This window comes from Streptomyces tritici, assembly GCF_048500665.1.
GTDB lineage: Bacteria > Actinomycetota > Actinomycetes > Streptomycetales > Streptomycetaceae > Streptomyces > Streptomyces tritici.
This window is the reverse complement of the sequence record NZ_CP183183.1, coordinates 5318299-5336100: the sequence shown is the minus strand read 5'-3', so window position 1 is coordinate 5336100 and position 17802 is coordinate 5318299. Positions and strand designations below refer to the sequence as shown.

Genomic DNA, 17802 nt, shown 5'->3' with positions numbered 1-17802 from the left:
GCGGGTGGCCGAGCAGCACACTCCCCGTTCCCTGATCGTCTCCCTGTACGGCGCGTACGGGCGGAGCCCCGACGACGAGCCGCTCCCCGTGGCCGAGCTGATCCGGCTGCTGGGGGCGCTCGGCGTGGACGCGCCCTCGGTGCGCTCCTCGGTGTCCCGGCTGAAGCGGCGCGGGCTGCTCCTGCCCGCCCGCACGGCCGGCCGGGCCGCCGGGTACGCCCTGTCGGCGGAGGCCCGGCAGCTCCTGGACGACGGCGACCGCCGGATCTACGCGCGGGCCGAGCCGTCGCTGGACGACGGCTGGGTCCTCGCCGTCTTCTCGGTGCCCGAGTCGGAGCGCCACAAGCGGCACCTGCTGCGCTCGCGCCTGGGCGGCCTGGGCTTCGGCACCGCCGCGCCGGGCGTGTGGATCGCGCCGGCGCGGCTGTACGAGGAGACCCGGCACGTCCTGGAGCGGCTGCGCCTGGACCCGTACGTGGACCTGTTCCGGGGCGCCCACCTGGGCTTCGCGCCGACCGCGGAGGCGGTGGGCCGCTGGTGGGACCTGGCGGCGATCGCCAAGGCCCACGAGGACTTCCTCGCCGTGCACGAACCGGTGCTGCACGCCTGGGAGGCCCGCGGCGACACCCCGCCGGAGGACGCGTACAAGGACTACCTGCGCACCCTGGACTCCTGGCGCCGCCTCCCCTACATCGACCCGGGCCTGCCGCCCGAGCTGCTGCCGGCCGGCTGGCCGGGCGCCCGCTCGGCGGAGGTCTTCGCGGCGCTGCACGAGCGGCTGCGGGACGCGGGGGCGGAGTTCGTGCAACCGTCCGGCCGGGGGGCGCGTCCGTGACGGGCGTGAAGGGTCATCCCGTCTCCCGTCTCCAGCGGCTGGCCTGGGGAGCGGCCGCGCTGGCGGGCGTGGTCGGCGCGTACGCCGCGAGCTGGCTGGTGGCCTCGGCGCGGTCGTACTGCGACGCCGGCTGGGAGCCGCCGCACCGGTTCGCGCACGGTTTCGAGTGGGTGGTCCTGACGGTGGCCGCGGCCGCGCTGGCCGTGGGCGCCGCGGTCCTGGCCCGCTGGGCGACGGTCCGCGGGCCGCGGTCGGTGCGGGCCTCGGCGCAGGTGGGCGTCGTCCTGCTGGTCGTGGCGGCGCTGGCCTGGTGGTACCTGGGCGCGCAGGCGACGCCGGACGGTTATCCGGGCGATTCCGGGCTGTGCCCGGCGAACAACGTCCCGCCGTGGTGGCCCGGGTGGTTCCCTTCGTGAGCGACGAGGTGAGCGACCGGCAGGAGGAGACCTGGGAGCCGGTCTGGCTGGTCGTGGCGAACGTGGTGCGCTGGCGGCGATGGGGCGACTTCGGGCAGGAGCTGCGGCCGGGGACGAAGGCGTTCACGGGCGGGACGAAGGTCCACGTGATCAGCACCTACCCGGGCTTCGGCGACCAGCAGGTGTGGGTCGTGGGCCAGGCCCGGCACAGCAGGCGCTGGGTGGACATCAAAATGTCCACCCGCCATCTGCACGGCTTCCGCGCCAAGCTGGTGCACAGCCCGGCCGTCCTGCGGCGGTACGACTGGCTCCAGGTCGAGCGGGAGAAGGCCGAGGAGCTGGCCGTGAAGCTCGACCGCGTCGCCCGCGAGCAGCGGCTGACCTACCACGCCGGCCCGCACCCCGACCCCTGCCTGTGCCACGCCTGTCTCACGGGCGAGGCGTCAGACTGAGCCGGGGCTTGGGCGCGTCGGTGCGTCCGGTGGGCGGGCGGCGGCTGCCCGCCCTGTACGGGTCGGGCCAGGGGGCCGCGGGTCCGGCGTAGCCCTGCTCGGCTGCCGCGTGCAGGGTCCAGTGCGGGTCGTACAGGTGTGGCCGGGCCAGCGCGCACAGGTCGGCGCGCCCGGCGAGCAGCAGGGAGTTCACGTCGTCCCAGGAGGAGATCGCGCCGACCGCGATCACGGGGACGCCGACGGTGTTGCGGATCAGATCGGCGTACGGGGTCTGGTACGAGCGCCCGTACTCGGGGCGCTCGTCGGGGACGACCTGGCCGGTGGAGACGTCGATCGCGTCGGCCCCGTGCGCGGCGAAGGCGCGGGCGATCGCGACGGCGTCCTCGGGGCCGGTGCCGCCCTCGGCCCAGTCGGTGGCGGAGATGCGGACGGTCATGGGCCGGTCGTCGGGCCACACCTCCCGTACCGCGTCGAAGACTTCGAGCGGGAAGCGGAGCCGGTTGCCGACCGGGCCGCCGTACGCGTCGGTGCGGTGGTTGGTGAGCGGCGAGAGGAAGCCGGACAGCAGGTAGCCGTGGGCGCAGTGCAGTTCGAGCAGGTCGAAGCCGCTGCGGGCGGCGCGCCGGGCGGCGGCCGCGAAGTCCTCGCGCACGGCGGCCAGTCCGGCGCGGTCCAGGGCGTGCGGGGTCTGGTTGATCCCGGGCCGGTACGGCAGCGGGGAGGCGGCGACGAGGGGCCAGTTGCCGTCCGGCAGCGGCTGGTCGATGCCCTCCCACATGCGCCGGGTGGAGCCCTTGCGGCCGGAGTGGCCGAGCTGCACGCCGAACGCGGTGCCGGGCGCCCGCATGTGCACGAAGTCCACGATCCGGGCCCAGGCAGCGGCCTGTTCGCCGTTCCAGAGGCCGGCGCAGCCGGGGGTGATCCGGCCCTCGGGGCCGACGCAGACCATCTCGGTCATGACGAGACCGGCACCGCCGAGGGCGCGGGCGCCGAGGTGGACGAGGTGGAAGTCGCCGGGGACGCCGTCCTCGGCGACGTACATGTCCATGGGCGAGACGACCACGCGGTTGCGCAGGGTCAGTCCGCGCAGCCGGAAGGGGGTGAACATGGGCGGGGTGCCGGGCGGGCAGCCGAAGTCGCGCTCGACGGTGTCGGTGAAGTGCGGGTCGCGCAGCCGCAGGTTGGCGTGGGTGACCCGGCGGCTGCGGGTGAGCAGGTTGAACGCGAACTGCCGGGGCGGCTGGTCGAGGGTGCGGGCCAGCTCCTCGAACCAGCGCAGGCTGGCGGCGGCCGCGCGCTGGGTGGACTCGACGACGGGGCGGCGCTCGGCCTCGTACGCGGCGAGGGCCTCGTCCAGCGTGGGCTGCTCCTGGACGCAGGCGGCCAGGGCGAGGGCGTCCTCGACGGCGAGTTTGGTGCCGGAGCCGATGGAGAAGTGGGCGGTGTGCGCGGCGTCGCCGAGCAGCACCGTGCGGCCGTGGTACCAGCGCTCGTTGACGACGGTGCGGAAGGCGGTCCAGGCGGACTTGTTGCCGCGCAGGGGGCGGCCGCCGAGGGTCTCGGCGAAGATCTTGGCGCAGCGCTCGGCGGACTGCTGCTCGTCCAGCGCGTCGAAGCCGGCCGCCCGCCAGACCTCCTCGCGCATCTCGACGATGACGGTGGAGGCGCCGGAAGGATTCAGCGGCCCGAAGGGCCTCGTCGAGGGGTGGTGGTCGGGCGACGGGCGGGAATAGGGGTAGCCGTGGAGCTGCATGACTCCGTGCTCGGTTTCGGCGATCTCGAAGCGGAAGGCGTCGAGGGCGAAGTCGGCGGCGAGCCAGATGTAGCGGCAGCGGTGCGTGGTGACGGCGGGCCGGAAGACGTCGGCGTGCTGCTCGCGGGTGCGGCTGTGGACCCCGTCCGCGGCGATGACGAGGTCGTGTCGCGCGGCGAGTTCGGCGGCCGGCGGGGCCTCGGTGCGGAAGCGGAGCCGTACGCCGAGCTCGGCGCAGCGGGCGTGCAGGAGCTGGAGGAGCCGGTGGCGGCCGAGGGCGGCGAAGCCGTGCCCGGAGCTGGTGAGGGTGCGGCCGCGGTGCACGATCTGGATGTCGTCCCAGCGGACGAACTCGTCCTTCAGGGCCCGGTAGACGGCCGGATCGGCGTGCTCGATGCCGCCGAGGGTCTCGTCGGACAGGACGACGCCGAAGCCGAAGGTGTCGTCGGGTGCGTTGCGCTCGTAGACGGTGAGCTCGCGGGCCGGGTCGAGCCGTTTGAGCAGGGCGGCCGCGTACAGCCCGCCGGGGCCGCCGCCGACGACGGCGACGCGCAGGGGGGCGCGCATCGTCACCGCCCCCGCCACTTCGGCGGGCGCTTCTCGGTGAAGGCGGCGTGGAACTCGGCGTAGTCCTCGCCGTTCATCAGCAGCGCCTGGGTGGCGGCGTCGAGCTCGACGGAGGCGGCGAGCGGCATGTCGAGCTCGGCCGTGAGCAGCGCCTTGGTCTGGGCGTGGGCGAGGGCGGGGCCGTCGGCGAGCCGGCGGGCGAGGGCGGCGGCGCGGGCGCCGGCCTCGCCCTCCTCGGTGAGCTCGCTGATCAGGCCGATCCGCTCGGCCTCCAGGGCCCGGACCGGCTCGCCGAGCATCAGGAGCCGGGTGGCGTGGCCGAGGCCGACCACGCGCGGCAGCAGGTACGCGGCGCCCATGTCGCCGCCGGAGAGGCCGACGCGGGTGAAGAGGAAGGCGAACCGGGCGGTGGGGTCGGCGATCCGGAAGTCGGCGGCGAGCGCGAGGACGGCCCCGGCGCCGGCGGCGACCCCGTGCACGGCGGCGACCACCGGGAAGGGGCACTCCCGGATCGCGCGGACGACCTGGCCGGTCATGCGGTTGAAGTCGAGGAGCTGGGCGGTGTCCATGGAGAGGGTGGCGCCGATGATCTCGTCGACGTCGCCGCCGGAGCAGAAGCCGCGGCCCTCGCCGCCGAGGACGAGCGCGCGGACGGAGCGCTCCCGGGAGAGCTCGGCGAGCAGATCGCGCAGGTCGGCGTAGGCGCCGAAGGTGAGCGCGTTGAGCTTGGCGGGGCGCGCGAGGGTGACGGTGGCGACCCCGTCGTCGACGGCGAGCCGGAGATGCCGCCATTCCTGGGTGCGCGGCGCGGATCCGGTGAAGGGACTCATGCGGGCGGCCTCCCGGTGTGCGGGCGAGCGTGCGAGGGCGACTCCGCTTCGGAGCGTATCACTCTGTCGTGACTGTCGTCACGATCGCGCGATACATGCCCGGTCGCGGGGGCAGAGCCCACGGTCCCGACGTGAGGGGCCGCCCGCCTCCGGGGGCGCGAGGGGCCCCCGGTAAGGTTGAAAACGGGACGTCATGGACGACGGAGTCACGGCCCGAGGAGACGTCCCGCGCACCCCGCGCCCGGAGTGCCGCCACCCGCCCGGAACGGACCCGTCATGGACGAATGCTCCCCGCCCGCCACCTGGCGGATCGAGCTGCCGCACACCACGGCGGCCGTCCCGCTGGCCCGGCGGCTGGTCCGCAGCGCCCTCGCCGAGTCCGGCGCGGGCGCCTGCGAGGACACGGCGGAACTGCTGACGGCCGAGCTCGTGGCCAACGCCGTGGAGCACACCTCCGGCACGGGCCCCATCGCACTCGTCATGGAGCTGCGCGAGAGCGCCTGCCATGTCGAGGTGCACGACGCCCGGCCGGCCCCGCCGGACGAGCTGATCGGCCAGGGACCGGTCGAGCCGCCGGACCCGTGGCAGGAGCACGGCCGGGGGCTGCTGCTGATCCGCGCGCTCAGCGCGGCCTGCGGGCACCGGCCGACCGAGCGGGGCAAGGCGGTCTGGTTCCGGCTGCCCCGGGTGCCGGCCCAGCGCCCGCGACCGGCGCTCTGAGCCCGCGCGTCCTTCGCCTCAGACGGCCGGACCCGCCATCGTGGCGACCAGGACGGCCTTGATCGTGTGCATCCGGTTCTCGGCCTCGTCGAAGACCACGGAGTGCGTGGACTCGAAGACCTCGTCCGTCACCTCCAGCTCGGTCAGACCGTGGCGCGCGTGGATCTCCCGGCCGACGGCCGTGCCGAGGTCGTGGAAGGCGGGCAGGCAGTGCAGGAACTTCACGTCCGGGTTGCCGGTGGCCCGCAGCACGTCCATGGTCACCGCGTACGGGGCGAGCGCCGCGATCCGCTCGTCCCAGACCTCCTTGGGCTCCCCCATGGAGACCCACACGTCGGTGGCCACGAAGTCCGCGCCGCGCACGCCCTCGGCGACGTCCTCGGTCAGGGTGATCCGCGCGCCGCTGTCCGCCGCGAGCTCCTTCGCGCGGGCCACGACCTCCTCGGCCGGCCAGTACGCCCGGGGGGCCACGATCCGCACGTCCATGCCGAGCAGCGCGCCGGTCACCAGGTACGAGTTGCCCATGTTGAACCGGGCGTCGCCGAGGTACGCGAACGCCGTGCCGGTGAGCGGCTTGGCGCAGTGCTCGGTCATGGTGAGCACGTCGGCGAGCATCTGGGTCGGGTGCCAGTCGTCGGTGAGGCCGTTGAAGACCGGGACGCCGGCGTGGGCGGCCAGCTCCTCGACGGCGGCCTGGCTGTCGCCCCGGTACTCGATCGCGTCGAACATCCGCCCGAGGACGCGGGCGGTGTCCTTCACCGACTCCTTGTGTCCGATCTGGGAGGCGGCGGGGTCGAGGTAGGTGGTGGAGGCGCCCTGGTCGGCGGCGGCCACCTCGAAGGCGCAGCGGGTGCGGGTGGAGGTCTTCTCGAAGATGAGCGCGATGTTCTTGCCGCGCAGCCGCGGGACCTCCGCCCCCGCCTTCTTGGCCGCCTTCAGCTCGGCCGCCAGCGCGACCAGGCCGCGGAACTCCTCGGCGGTGAAGTCCAGCTCCTTGAGGAAGTGGCGGCCGATGAGGTCTGTGGCCATGGGGGTGCTCCTGGGTTGCCGATGACGAGATGATGGAATTCTATACACGCTCCGGCATGTCTATACAGTCCTACGCAGTGAGCTCGGCTACACCCCCTGGCCCGCGACTCCTACACCGCGTCCCGCTCCACCGGGCAGCTCATGCAGCGCGGCCCGCCCCGGCCCCGGCCCAGTTCGCTGCCGGGGATCTCGATCACCTCGATGCCCTGCTTGCGCAGATGCGTGTTGGTGGTGACGTTCCGCTCGTACGCCACGACCACGCCCGGCTCCACGGCCAGCACGTTGCAGCCGTCGTCCCACTGCTCCCGCTCGGCGGAGTGCACGTCCTGCGTCGGGGTCAGCACCCGGATCTCGGTCAGCCCGAGGGCCGCCGCTATGGCGCTGTGCATGTGCTCCGGCGGATGATCGCTGACCTGCAGCGTCTGCGCGCCGACGCCGGGCTCGATGGTGTACGAGCGGAGCATGCCGAGGCCCGCGTACTGGGTGAAGGTGTCCCGGTCGACCATCGTCATGACCGTGTCCAGGTGCATGAACGCCCGCCGCTTCGGCATGTCGAGCGCCACGATCGTCCGGGCCGAGCCGGCCGCGAACATGCCGCGCGCCAGCATCTCGACGGCCTGCGGGGTGGTGCGCTCGCTCATGCCGATGAGCACCGCGCCGTTGCCGATGACCAGGACGTCGCCGCCCTCGATGGTCGACGGGTAGTCGGCCTGGCCCTCGGTCCAGTGGTGGAAGGGGCCGGCCTCGGGGCCGGTGAAGAGCGGGTGGTGCTTGTAGATGGCCTCGAAGTGCACGGTCTCGCGCTGCCGGGCGGGCAGCCGCATGGCGTTGATGGCGACGCCGTCGTAGATCCAGGCGGAGGTGTCGCGGGTGAAGAGGTGGTTGGGCAGCGGGCCGATGAGGAAGTCGTCCAGGTCCATGACGTGGAAGCGGACGGAGCTGGGCTCGGCGTGCCCGGCCAGGAACTCACGCTTCGTCATGCCGCCGATGAGCGCCTCGACGAGGGCGCGGGTGTCCATCGCGTCGAAGACCTCGCGCAGATGGCCGGTGGCCAGCGGGCCGTACATCTTCTCGTCGAAGACCCGGTCCAGGACGAGGGCGCGGGCCTCCGGAAGCTCCAGCGTCTCGCGCAGCAGGTCGCCGAAGAGGTGCACGGCGACGCCTCGGTCGCGCAGGACGTCCGCGAACCCGTCGTGCTCCTGACGGGCCCGGCGGACCCAGAGCACGTCGTCGAAGAGGAGGGCGTCCTTGTTGGACGGAGTGAGCCGCTTCAGCTCCAGATCCGGTCGGTGCAGGATGACGCGGCGCAGCCGCCCGGTCTCGGAATCGACGTGGAATCCCATGGGCCCATCCTGGCCGAGCCGGGCGGCGGACCGCTATCGCACCGCGATCGGAACGATGACGGGCAGGAGGACGCCAGGCAGCCCGCTCACCTGCGAGAACACCAGGTTTCGGTCATCCTGGGACAGACGTTCGGCTTGATCTGCATGGTGCGGGAGGGGCGGGAGAGGAAGCCCCAGAGGCGCGGGACGCCGTGACCGGCGTTCCCGCGCCCCCTGCGGAACGTGGCGCTCCGGAGCCTGGGCCCGGGGGCCCGGTGCTTCTGCGCCTCGGCCCGCGAGCCGTGGTGCGGGTCAGAGCCTCGGGTCGACCGGCTCGGACTCCAGGGCGAGCACGGCGAACACCGCCTCGTGGATGCGCCAGAGCGGCTCCCCGGCGGCGAGCCGGTCGAGCGCCTCCAGGCCGAGCGCGTACTCGCGCAGGGCGAGCGAACGCTTGTGGCCGAGGGAGCGGTTGCGGAGGCGCTCCAGGTTCTCCGGGCGGGTGTACTCCGGCCCGTAGATGATCCGCAGGTACTCGCGGCCGCGCACCTTCACGCCCGGCTGCACGAGCCCGCCCTTCTCGTTGCGCACCAGGGCCCCGAGCGGCTTGACGACCATGCCCTCGCCGCCGGCCGCGGTCAGCTCCAGCCACCAGTCGACGCCGGCCCGCACCGAGTCCTCGTCCACGGTGTCGACGACGAGCCGGCGGGTGACCTGCAGCAGACCCGTCGGGTCGTGCTCGACCAGCCGGTCCAGCCAGGCCAGCTGCTCGTCGTGCGGCCGGTCGGCCAGCGAACGGCCGCGGACGGCGAGCACCTGGAACGGCGCGAAGCGCACGCCGTCCAGTCCCTCGGTGGGCCAGCAGTACCGCCGGTACGCCTCCGTGAACGCGGCCGCGTCGACGGCCCGTTCGCGCTGCCGGTCCGCGAGCGCGCCGGTGTCGACGCCGCGCGCGGCGGCGGCCTCCAGGGCGGCGAGCGCCTCGGGGAGGACCGCTCCGGAGGCGGCGCCGACGGCCGCGTACTGGTTGCGCAGCAGTCCGCCGGCCTTCAGCGACCAGGGCATCAGCTCGCCGTCGAGCAGCAGCCAGTCCGTGTCGTGCTCCTCCCAGAGCCCGGCGGCGGTCACGGCGGCGCGCAGCCGCTCCAGCACCTGTTCGGTCACGGCCGGATCGTCGAAGAACGGGCGCCCCGTGCGGGTGTGGAGGGCACCGCTCGCGCCGCTCGCCCCGAACCGCTCGCGGGCCGCCTCGGCGTCCCTGCAGACCAGGGCCACGGCCCGGGAGCCCATGTGCTTCTCCTCGCACACGACCCGCCCCACGCCGTCCGCGCGGTACTGCGCGAACGCCTCGGCCGGGTGCTCCAGGTAGCCGTCCTCCCGCGAGGTGGCGGTGGGGGCCATGGTCGGCGGCAGGTAGGCGAGCAGCCGGGGGTCGACGGCGAACCGGCTCATGACCTCCAGCGCGGCCGCCGCGTTCTCCTCGCGGACGTTGACGTTGCCCAGGTGCCGGGTCTCGACGATCCGGCGGCCGTGGACGTCGGCCAGGTCCAGCGGCCGGCCCTGGTGCCCACCGGGGGCCTCGACGGCCAGCGGGCGGGCCGGCTCGTACCAGACCTTCTCGGCCGGCACGTCGACGAGCTCCCGCTCCGGCCAGCGCAGCGCGGTCATCTTCCCGCCGAACACCGCTCCGGTGTCCAGGCAGATCGTGTTGTTGATCCAGGTCGTGTTCGGGACGGGGGTGTGGCCGTACACCACGGTGGCGCGGCCGCGGTAGTCCTCGGCCCACGGATAGCGCACCGGCAGCCCGAACTCGTCGGTCTCGCCCGTGGTGTCGCCGTACAGGGCGTGCGAACGGACCCGGCCGGAGGTGCGGCCGTGGTACTTCTCGGGCAGTCCGGCGTGGCAGACCACGAGACGGCCCTCGTCGAGGACGTAGTGGCTGACGAGGCCGTCGATGAACGCGGCGACCTCGGCCCGGAACTCCTCCGGCTCGCGGCCGAGCTGCTCGATGGTCTCGGCGAGGCCGTGGGTCTCCTGGACCTTGCGGCCCTTGAGCCAGCGGCCCAGCTTGTTCTCGTGGTTGCCGGGCACGCAGAGCGCGTCGCCGGCGGCGACCATGGACATCACGCGGCGCAGCACGCCGGGGCTGTCCGGGCCGCGGTCGACGAGGTCGCCGACGAACACGGCCGTGCGGCCCTCGGGGTGGTGTCCGTCCACATAGCCGAGCTTGGTGAGCAGGGTCTCCAGCTCGGAGCGGCAGCCGTGGATGTCGCCGATGATGTCGAACGGGCCGGTGAGGTGGCGCAGGTCGTTGTACCGCTTCTCCAGGACGACCCGGGCGTTCTCCACCTCCTCGACGCTGCGCAGGACGTGCACCTTGCGGAAGCCCTCGCGTTCGAGGCCGCGCAGCGAGCGGTGCAGTTCGCGGCGGTGCCGCTGCACGACCTGCCGGGGCAGGTGGGCGCGGTCGGGCCGCTTGGCGTTGCGCTCGACGCACACGGACTCGGGCAGGTCGAGGACGATCGCGATGGGCAGCACGTCGTGCTCGCGGGCGAGCTGGACGAGCTGCCGGCGGGCCTCCTTCTGCACGCTGGTGGCGTCGACGACGGTGAGCCGGCCGGCGGCGAGGCGCTTCCCGGCGATGTAGTGCAGCACGTCGAAGGCGTCGCGGCTGGCGCTCTGGTCGTTCTCGTCGTCGGCGACGAGACCGCGGCAGAAGTCCGAGGAGATGACCTCGGTGGGCTTGAAGTGCCTGCGCGCGAAGGTCGACTTGCCGGAGCCGCTGGCGCCGACGAGCACGACGAGGGAGAGGTCGGTCACGGGCAGCACGCGGCCGTCCGGGCCGTCAGGACGGCCCGCGCCGCTCGTCGCGGCCGTCGCGGTCGTGTCGCTGGTCGCGGTCGTGTCGCCCGTCTCGGTCGTCTCGGCCGTGGCGATGGTGTCGTCGGCGTCGGTCATGCGGCTCGGTCCTCCTTCTTCGTCTCGTCGTTGTCGGCCGTGTCGCGGGTGAACACGGCCATCTGGGTCGGCGGGCCGACCTCCGGGTCGTCGGGCCCGACGGGCACGTACCGGACGTGGTAGCCGTGCTGTGCGGCGACGCGGTCCGCCCAGGCGCGGAACTCCTCGCGGGTCCACTCGAAGCGGTGGTCGCCGTGCCGGACGTGTCCGGCGGGCAGCGACTCCCAGCGCACGTTGTACTCGACGTTCGGCGTGGTCACGAGCACCGTCCGGGGCCGCGCCGAGCCGAACACCGCGTACTCCAGGGCGGGCAGCCGCGGCAGGTCGACGTGCTCGATCACCTCGCTGAGCACGGCCGCGTCGTAGCCGGTGAGCCGCTTGTCGGTGTACGCGAGCGAGCCCTGGAGCAGCCTGACGCGCCCGGCCTGCCGCTCGCCCATGCGCTCCAGGCGGAGCCTGCGGGCGGCGACGGTCAGCGCCCGGGCGGACACGTCCAGGCCGACGATCTCCGTGAACCGGACGTCCTTGAGCAGCGCCTGCACCAACTGGCCCTGCCCGCAACCGAGATCGAGCACCCGGCTCGCCTCCGCCGCCCGCAGCTCCGCGAGGATCGCCTCCCGGCGCTGCTCGGCCAGCGGCACCGGCTTCTCCTCCGTGTCGACGGTCTCGTCCACGGCGTTGTCGACGTCCTCGACGTCGAGGCCGTCGGCCTCGGCGAGCCGGACCAGCTCCAGCCGTTCCATCGCCTGCCGGGTCAGGCCCCAGCGCCGCGACAGGTAGCGGCTGGTGATCAGCTGCTGCTCGGGGTGGCCGGCGAGCCAGCCGTCCCCGGCGCGCAGCAGCTTGTCGACCTCGTCGGGGGCGACCCAGTAGTGCTTGGCGTCGTCCAGGACCGGCAGCAGCACGTACAGCTGGCGCAGCGCCTCGGAGAGCCGCAGCTCCCCTTCGAGGACGAGCCGCACGTACCGGGAGTCGCCCCACTCGGGGAACTCCGTGTCCAGCGGCACCGGTTCGGCCCTGACCGTGCTCCAGCCCAGCGGCCCGAACAGCCGCCGCACCAGCGCGGCCCCGCCGCGGGCCGGCAGCGCCGGCACCTCGATCCGCAGCGGCAGCGGCGCCGCGGCCCGCTCGGGCCGCTGCTCGCACGTCCCGCGCATCGCGGTCTTGAAGACCGAGCCGAGCGCGACCGCCAGCAGCGACGACGCGGCGTAGGGCCGGTCGTTCACGTACTGCGCGAGCGCCGCGTCGGGGGCGCCGCCCCGGCCCTTGCCGCGGCCCGCGCGGACCAGGGCCACCGGGTCGACCTCCAGGAGCAGCGCGGCCGTGCACCGCTCCTCGCTCGCCTCGGGGTACAGCACATGCGCCGCGCCGTGCGCGGTGGAGAACCGCTGGGCCTTGTCGGGATGCTTGTGCAGCAGGAAGCCGAGGTCGGTCGCGGGTCGCTGGGAAGTACCGGTGGTACTGATCGTCAGGAACACACGACCGAGTATCGTCCTCCTTCCCTAAGGCGACCAGGGGTTTTCCACCGCGGCGGACACCACGTCGGCCAGAGCTGCGACCCGGTCCGGGCCGACCCGGCAGCAGCCGCCGATCAGCCGCGCCCCCGCCGCCGCCCACTGCCGCGCCGCGCCGGGGTCGAAGGTCCCCGCGCCCCGCCACTCACGCTCCCTCGCGTCCCACACCTCCCCGCTGTTCGGATAGACCACGACCGGCTTCCCGGTCGTCTCCGCGGCGAGCGCCGCGGCCGGCCCGACCTCCTCCGGCTCGCAGCAGTTCACCCCCACCGCGATCACCTGCTCCTGTCCCGCGGCGAGCGCGAACGCCTCCGCGAGGTCCTGCCCGGCGCGCGTGCGCCCACCGGCGACCGTGTACGTCAGCCACACCGGCACCCCGCACCCGGCCGCGGCCCGCAGCAGCGCCTCGGCCTCGTCGGCGTCCGGCACCGTCTCCAGCGCCAGCACGTCCGGCCCGGCGGCCGCCAGCGCCTCGATCCGCGGCCGGTGGAACCGCTCCAGCTCCCGCACGCTCAGCCCGTACCCGCCGCGGTACTCGCTGCCGTCGGCGAGCATCGCCCCGTACGGGCCGACCGAGCCGGCCACCCACACCTCCCGGGCGGCCCGGTCGCCGGCCGCCCGGGCCAGCTCCACGCTCCGCGCGAGCAGTCCCTCGGCCTCCGCCCGGCCGATCCCCCGGTGCGCGAAGCCCTCGAAGGTGGCCTGGTAGCTGGAGGTGATCAGGACCCGCGCGCCCGCCCGCACATAGGCGGTGTGCGCGGCCTCGATCTGCTCCGGGCCGTCGGCGAGCAGCCGGGCGGACCACAGCGCGTCGGACAGGTCGCAGCCCTGCGCCTCCAACTGGTTGGAGAGCCCGCCGTCGAGGACGAGGACCTCCTGGTCGAGCGCCTCGGCCAGGGCCCGTTCGGGACGCACCGGCTCAGCCCAGCTGCGACTGGACCTGGGCCGAGATCAGCTCCAAGTGGTCCAGGTCCGACAGGTCCAGGACCTGGAGGTAGATCCGGGACGAGCCGATCGCGCCGTACCGGCCGATCTTGTCGACGACCTCGGCGGGCGTGCCCGCGAGCCCGTTGGCCTTGAGCTCCTCCACCTCGCGGCCGATCGCCGCGGCCCGGCGGGCGACCTCCGCGTCGTCCTTGCCGACGCAGACCACGAGGGCGTTGGAGTACACCAGCTCGTCGGCGGAGCGGCCCGCGGCCTGCGCCGCCGCCCGCACGCGGCCGAACTGCCGCTCGCTGTCCTCGATCGAGGCGAAGGGGATGTTGAACTCGTCGGCGTACCGCGCGGCGAGCCGCGGGGTGCGGCTGGCGCCGTGGCCGCCGATGAGCACCGGGACCTTCTTCTGCGCCGGCTTGGGCAGCGCCGGCGAGTCCGTGAGCTGGTAGTACTCGCCCTCGTAGGAGAACTTCTTGCCGATCGCGGTCTCCCACAGGCCGGTGACGATCGCCAGCTGCTCCTCGAGCCGGCCGAACTTCTCCTTGGGGAACGGGATGCCGTACGCCTTGTGCTCCTCCTCGAACCAGCCCGCGCCGAGGCCCAGTTCGACCCGGCCGCCGGACATCTGGTCCACCTGCGCGACCTGGATGGCCAGGACGCCGGGGAGCCGGAAGGTGCCGGCGGTCATCAGCGTGCCGAGACGGATCCGCCGGGTCTCCCGGGCCAGGCCGGCCAGGGTGATCCAGGCGTCGGTCGGGCCGGGCAGCCCGTCCGAGGAACCCATGCTCAGATAGTGGTCGGAGCGGAAGAAGGCGTCGAAGCCGAGGTCCTCCGTGGCCTTGGCGACGGTGAGAAGGGTGTCGTAGTCGGCGCCCTGCTGGGGCTCGGTGAAGATGCGAAGATCCATGCCTCCATCCTGCACGCGTCGGCGACGGGGTGCCCCTCGCGTCGGCGCGTGCGCGTCAACCTCTCCGTCAGCGGTCGGCCCGCCACGGCACGGTCGGGTGAATAACCGACCACCTGGCGGGCCGCGTCCCGCCCGGCCAGTGACCCTCCGCAGTCGCCCGTCGTTGGCTCGGGCGGAGCCGGACCGCCCGGCCCGCGCGCCGGCGGCCCCTGTCGGCGCGTCGTACGTTCCTGTGGTCTTCCCGCTGGTGGGAGGGCCTGCGCCGAGGAGGCAGCCATGTCCCAGGAAGCCGCGCCCGACCGGGCGACGCCCGAGCACCCGGTGCAGCAGACCGTGCAACAGACCCCGAGCCGGACCGCGCAGCCGTCCGTGCCCGAGCAGAAGAGCGGCGGCGCCCCCAAGGGCCTGCTGCAGCAGATGGAGGAGCTGATGGCGGCGCTCAGCGCCGACCTGAACCGGCTCGACGCCGAACTGCAGTCCTCCGCCGAGCGCGCCCCGTCGCCCGCCGGCCCGGCCGCCTCCGAGCCGCACCGGACTACGGCCGCCGACGACGCCCCGTGACGGTCCCGGCCGTGCGGCCCGCCGCGCGAGCGGCGTCCGCACGGTCATGACGGTCCTGCCGGCGAGTCCGCCGGGTCGGCGCGGCCCCGTGCCGCATCGGGCGGCCTGCCGCGCTCGCGCACGGCGAGCCGGCGCAGCATGCCGCGCACCCGGTCGTTGGACTCGTCGGCGGCGTCGATGGCCTCGATGCACTGCCAGTAGAGCCCTTCCTCGTCGGTGTCGCAGGCGACGCCGACGAGGGCGATGCCGACCTCGCCCAGGAGTGCGCTCAGCGCGTTCAACGCCGTGCGCACCTCGGCCACTTCGGTCAGCCGGTCGGCGCGCGGCACGACCGCGCGCAGCCCGGCGTGGTCCAGGACGGCCCTTCCGCCGCCGATCTCGCTCAGCGCCCGTGCCTCGCCGCGCAGCTCCAGCGGTCCCAGGACCGCGAGCCGGCTGCCGATCGCCTGGGCGAGGGCCTGGGCCTGCCACGCCTCCGCCACGATGTCCAGGGCCGTACGGCTCTGCGCCAGCGCATGCCGTACCGCCGCGATCAGTCGCTCCGCTTCCATGTACGCCGCCCCCGTTCGTACGACTTACTGCCCACTGAGTCCACTACCCAGCGTGAGGGCGTACGAGCACAAAAGCCAGAGGAATTCGGAAATCTGTGGACAGGAAGCCGAATTGACGAAACCGGCTCACTCCGAAGAGTGACCGTCCTCCCCTGTGAGCGGCCGTGCGCCCCCTCCGGGACGCCGTCCGGCGGGGAAACGGACCTCGTTCCGGTCGATCTTCGCCGCCAGCGCGGCCAGCACGTCGACGCCCAGCACCTCGCAGAACTGCAGCAGATACGCGAGGACGTCGGCCACCTCGTCCTCGACGCGGTGCGCCGACTCCGGGTCGTCCATCACCCGCGCCGCCTGCTCCGGCGTCAGCCACTGGAAGATCTCCAGCAGTTCGGCCGCCTCCACGCTCAGCGCCGCCGCCAGGTTCTTCGGCGTGTGGTACGGCTGCCAGCCGCGCGCCTCCGCGAACTCGGCCAGCCTCCGCTGCAGTCCCGCCACATCCCGTTCCGTCACGCCTCCAGGTCTACCACCGCCACGCCCGGCAGTTTCCGCGCCCGGCCCGCCGTCGCCGCGCTGGCCGTCCCCACCAGCCGCAGGTGGCCCCCGGCGCAGATCTCGGCGGCCAGCGCGAGCAGTCCGTCCGTCTGTCGCGGGTCCAGCCCGCGGTCGAAGCCGTCCGCGAGCACGGTCAGGCTCTGCAGCGCGTCCGGCACCTCCGCGATCTGGTCCACCGCCAGCACACCGGGCCCCGTCAACAGGACCAACGCGAGAGCGAGGTAACGGAGTTCCCCCTCCCCCAGCCGTTCCAGCGGGGTGCCCGGGCCTCCGTCCGCGTGCCGCGCGAGCACCGCCCGCACCCGCCCGCCGGCCAGCTCCTCCACGTCCAGCCCCGTCACCGGCCCGGCGCAGCCGCCGCGCGCGACAGCGGCGAGCCGCGCGTGCCGCCGCCGGCAGCCGGTGCTGGTCCGGTGCAGCACCTCCGCCAGGTTGTCGCAGCCGCGCCGCAGCCGGCCCTCGCCGCGCGGCGCGGGGACGCGCATCCGCTGCGGCTGCGGATCGCAGGCGAAGACCGAGCGGAGCCCCACGACGACCTGTTCGGCGGCGGCGAGGACCTGCCGCTGCCCCTCCGTCTTGCCGGCGACCCGCAGCGGCAGCAGGGCGGTGCCGAGGACGTCGTCCGGGAACGGGGCGCGGGTCACGGGCACGGCGCCGGCCGTGTGCCACTGCGCCTGCACGCTGCTGCGGCCCGGATCCCGCAGCGCCGTGGTCAGCAGCACCCGGTCGTCCAGGGTCAACCGCTCGCCGACGATCCGGAGTTCGGGCTCGGCCTGCACGGCGAGGTCGAGCCGTACCGGCCCGGCCGGGCCGTCGACGGTGCAGCCGACGCGGAAGCCGCGCCGCCCCTGCGCGTCCGGCTCGGCGCCCTCGGGAACGCAGCCGGCGGGGTCCGGGAAGACCTCCCCGAGCGCGTCGCCCGCGCCGAGCCGGGCCAGCGCCTCGTACGCCTGGAGCACGCTGGACTTTCCGCTTCCGCTCGCCCCGGTGAACAGCGTCACCGGGGCGAGCGGGAAGGCGGCCGAGCGGTGCGCCTTGAAGGCGGACAGCCGGACTTCCGTGACGGTGGGCCGGGAGGGACCAGAGGCCCCCGGGGGACCCGAAGCCCTGGAGAGACCCGAGGCCCCGGAGGGACCCGAGGCCCTGGAGAGACCCGAGGAACGCGGGACCCCGGAGGGGCCTGAGGAAAGAGAGGAACCCGAGGCAAGTGAGGTTCCGGAGGAACGTGGGGAGTGGGAGGCGTCCATGGACACGGACGGTAGGGCGGGCACCGCACGACGAACCGTTCCACCGTGGCGACCTTCCACCGTACGAGGGACCCCGCCCTCACCGGCGAGCCACCACCCCGCGTCCCGCCCTCACCGGCGAGCCGCCACCCCGCGTCCGACGGTCCCTACGCCTCCGCCGCCTCCACGGCCCCCTCCACCTCGGTGCCGGCCGGGGCGAGCAGGAAGACGTTGCGGTCGACCCGGTGCATGCCGCTGCCCAGACCGAAGACCACGCCGCTGCTGAAGTCGAGGATGCGCTTGGCGACGTCCGGGTCCGCGCTCGTCAGGTCGAGCAGCACGGGGATCTGCGCGATGAGGTACTCCGCGACCTCGCGGGCGTCGGCGAAGACCTGGACGCGCAGCACCACCATGCGGCGCTGCTCGGCGGACTCGTACCGGTCGTGGATCGCCTCGTGGTCGACCCTGGACGGCCATTCGTCGCGTCCGCGCAGCGGCAGGACCTGGGCGAGGCCCTCCCACTGCTCGTCGGTGACGTCGTACCTCTCGTACCTACTCATGCGCCCATCCTCGCGCCCCTCACCCGTTCGGCCCAACAGCGACACGACCCGGCCCGCCGCGGAAGCTTGATCATCGGGCCTGAGCGCCTGGGCGGCGGGCACCGCCACGGTCACCG

Annotated in this window: 17 protein-coding genes; 5 read left to right on the top strand and 12 right to left on the bottom strand. The window is 74.1% G+C overall.

What is annotated here, in order from left to right:
- Positions 1–4: 4 nt before the first annotated feature.
- The 3 genes from ACNJ93_RS24700 to ACNJ93_RS24690 are packed head-to-tail and all read left to right on the top strand — an operon-like array spanning position 5 to position 1703.
- A complete protein-coding gene (locus ACNJ93_RS24700) occupies positions 5–835 on the top strand; it encodes a PaaX family transcriptional regulator C-terminal domain-containing protein (protein WP_418959620.1) in 831 nt (276 codons plus the stop codon).
- The gene (locus ACNJ93_RS24695) at positions 832–1251 is read left to right on the top strand and encodes a hypothetical protein (protein ID WP_418959619.1); all 420 of its coding nucleotides are present in this window, start codon (positions 832–834) and stop codon (positions 1249–1251) included. Before ACNJ93_RS24700 ends, ACNJ93_RS24695 begins: the two co-directional genes overlap by 4 nt.
- Positions 1248–1703: a hypothetical protein gene (locus tag ACNJ93_RS24690; RefSeq protein ID WP_418959618.1), complete on the top strand. Its 456-nt coding sequence runs from the start codon at positions 1248–1250 to the stop codon at positions 1701–1703. Before ACNJ93_RS24695 ends, ACNJ93_RS24690 begins: the two co-directional genes overlap by 4 nt.
- On the opposite strand, the gene ACNJ93_RS24685 is transcribed toward ACNJ93_RS24690, so the two are convergent.
- Both ACNJ93_RS24685 and ACNJ93_RS24680 read right to left on the bottom strand, forming a co-directional pair.
- Positions 1681–4023: a bifunctional salicylyl-CoA 5-hydroxylase/oxidoreductase gene (locus tag ACNJ93_RS24685; RefSeq protein WP_418959617.1), complete on the bottom strand. Its 2343-nt coding sequence runs from the start codon at positions 4021–4023 to the stop codon at positions 1681–1683. The genes ACNJ93_RS24690 and ACNJ93_RS24685 overlap by 23 nt on opposite strands.
- A 2-nt stretch (positions 4024–4025) precedes the next feature.
- The gene (locus ACNJ93_RS24680) at positions 4026–4853 is read right to left on the bottom strand and encodes an enoyl-CoA hydratase family protein (protein WP_418959616.1); all 828 of its coding nucleotides are present in this window, start codon (positions 4851–4853) and stop codon (positions 4026–4028) included.
- A 276-nt stretch (positions 4854–5129) separates the two neighbouring features.
- Here ACNJ93_RS24680 and ACNJ93_RS24675 point away from each other — a divergent pair, with 276 nt between their 5' ends.
- A complete protein-coding gene (locus ACNJ93_RS24675) occupies positions 5130–5573 on the top strand; it encodes an ATP-binding protein (RefSeq protein ID WP_418959615.1) in 444 nt (147 codons plus the stop codon).
- 18 nt (positions 5574–5591) lie between these two features.
- On the opposite strand, the gene argF is transcribed toward ACNJ93_RS24675, so the two are convergent.
- The 6 genes from argF to ACNJ93_RS24645 form a co-directional block, all read right to left on the bottom strand.
- Positions 5592–6602 carry an ornithine carbamoyltransferase gene (argF, locus tag ACNJ93_RS24670; RefSeq protein WP_418959614.1) on the bottom strand — a complete coding sequence of 337 codons (1011 nt, stop codon included), beginning with the start codon at positions 6600–6602 and terminating at the stop codon, positions 5592–5594.
- Between the two features lie 110 nt (positions 6603–6712).
- Complete coding sequence (locus ACNJ93_RS24665; protein WP_418959613.1) at positions 6713–7945, bottom strand: arginine deiminase; 1233 nt, start codon at positions 7943–7945, stop codon at positions 6713–6715.
- A gap of 291 nt (positions 7946–8236) precedes the next feature.
- Positions 8237–10882, bottom strand: coding sequence for a polynucleotide kinase-phosphatase (locus ACNJ93_RS24660; RefSeq protein ID WP_418959612.1), 2646 nt, complete (start codon positions 10880–10882; stop codon positions 8237–8239).
- Positions 10879–12360: a 3' terminal RNA ribose 2'-O-methyltransferase Hen1 gene (locus tag ACNJ93_RS24655; RefSeq protein WP_418959611.1), complete on the bottom strand. Its 1482-nt coding sequence runs from the start codon at positions 12358–12360 to the stop codon at positions 10879–10881. The genes ACNJ93_RS24660 and ACNJ93_RS24655 overlap by 4 nt, the downstream gene beginning before the upstream one ends.
- 24 nt (positions 12361–12384) lie before the next feature.
- Positions 12385–13311: a homocysteine S-methyltransferase gene (gene mmuM, locus ACNJ93_RS24650; protein ID WP_418959610.1), complete on the bottom strand. Its 927-nt coding sequence runs from the start codon at positions 13309–13311 to the stop codon at positions 12385–12387.
- A gap of 4 nt (positions 13312–13315) precedes the next feature.
- Positions 13316–14239 (bottom strand): LLM class F420-dependent oxidoreductase, encoded by a 924-nt coding sequence (locus ACNJ93_RS24645; RefSeq protein WP_418959609.1) that lies wholly within the window; start codon positions 14237–14239, stop codon positions 13316–13318.
- A gap of 276 nt (positions 14240–14515) precedes the next feature.
- Between ACNJ93_RS24645 and ACNJ93_RS24640 the strand changes: the two genes are divergently transcribed.
- Positions 14516–14800, top strand: a complete 285-nt coding sequence (locus ACNJ93_RS24640; RefSeq protein ID WP_418959608.1) for a hypothetical protein — start codon at positions 14516–14518, stop codon at positions 14798–14800.
- Between the two features lie 44 nt (positions 14801–14844).
- Here ACNJ93_RS24640 and ACNJ93_RS24635 read toward each other — a convergent pair whose 3' ends face one another.
- The 4 genes from ACNJ93_RS24635 to ACNJ93_RS24620 all read right to left on the bottom strand — a co-directional run bounded on the left by ACNJ93_RS24635 (position 14845) and on the right by ACNJ93_RS24620 (position 17686).
- Complete coding sequence (locus ACNJ93_RS24635; RefSeq protein ID WP_418959607.1) at positions 14845–15351, bottom strand: DUF6099 family protein; 507 nt, start codon at positions 15349–15351, stop codon at positions 14845–14847.
- Positions 15352–15477: 126 nt separating this feature from the next.
- Complete coding sequence (locus ACNJ93_RS24630; RefSeq protein ID WP_418959606.1) at positions 15478–15858, bottom strand: nucleotide pyrophosphohydrolase; 381 nt, start codon at positions 15856–15858, stop codon at positions 15478–15480.
- Complete coding sequence (locus ACNJ93_RS24625) at positions 15855–16901, bottom strand: ATP-binding protein (protein ID WP_418959605.1); 1047 nt, start codon at positions 16899–16901, stop codon at positions 15855–15857. Before ACNJ93_RS24625 ends, ACNJ93_RS24630 begins: the two co-directional genes overlap by 4 nt.
- Before the next feature lie 392 nt (positions 16902–17293).
- Complete coding sequence (locus tag ACNJ93_RS24620) at positions 17294–17686, bottom strand: cell division protein SepF (protein WP_418959604.1); 393 nt, start codon at positions 17684–17686, stop codon at positions 17294–17296.
- Positions 17687–17802: the final 116 nt, after the last annotated feature.

Bases quoted from the DNA above. Each gene is read 5' to 3' on its own strand.
- ACNJ93_RS24620 (WP_418959604.1), bottom strand. From the start codon at position 17,686: ATGAGTAGGTACGAGAGGTACGACGTCACCGACGAGCAGTGGGAGGGC.
- ACNJ93_RS24680 (WP_418959616.1), bottom strand. From the start codon at position 4,853: ATGAGTCCCTTCACCGGATCCGCGCCGCGCACCCAGGAATGGCGGCAT.
- ACNJ93_RS24665 (WP_418959613.1), bottom strand. From the start codon at position 7,945: ATGGGATTCCACGTCGATTCCGAGACCGGGCGGCTGCGCCGCGTCATC.
- ACNJ93_RS24640 (WP_418959608.1), top strand. From the start codon at position 14,516: ATGTCCCAGGAAGCCGCGCCCGACCGGGCGACGCCCGAGCACCCGGTG.
- ACNJ93_RS24635 (WP_418959607.1), bottom strand. From the start codon at position 15,351: ATGGAAGCGGAGCGACTGATCGCGGCGGTACGGCATGCGCTGGCGCAG.
- argF (WP_418959614.1), bottom strand. From the start codon at position 6,602: ATGGCCACAGACCTCATCGGCCGCCACTTCCTCAAGGAGCTGGACTTC.
- ACNJ93_RS24660 (WP_418959612.1), bottom strand. From the start codon at position 10,882: ATGACCGACGCCGACGACACCATCGCCACGGCCGAGACGACCGAGACG.
- ACNJ93_RS24685 (WP_418959617.1), bottom strand. From the start codon at position 4,023: ATGCGCGCCCCCCTGCGCGTCGCCGTCGTCGGCGGCGGCCCCGGCGGG.
- ACNJ93_RS24645 (WP_418959609.1), bottom strand. From the start codon at position 14,239: ATGGATCTTCGCATCTTCACCGAGCCCCAGCAGGGCGCCGACTACGAC.
- ACNJ93_RS24675 (WP_418959615.1), top strand. From the start codon at position 5,130: ATGGACGAATGCTCCCCGCCCGCCACCTGGCGGATCGAGCTGCCGCAC.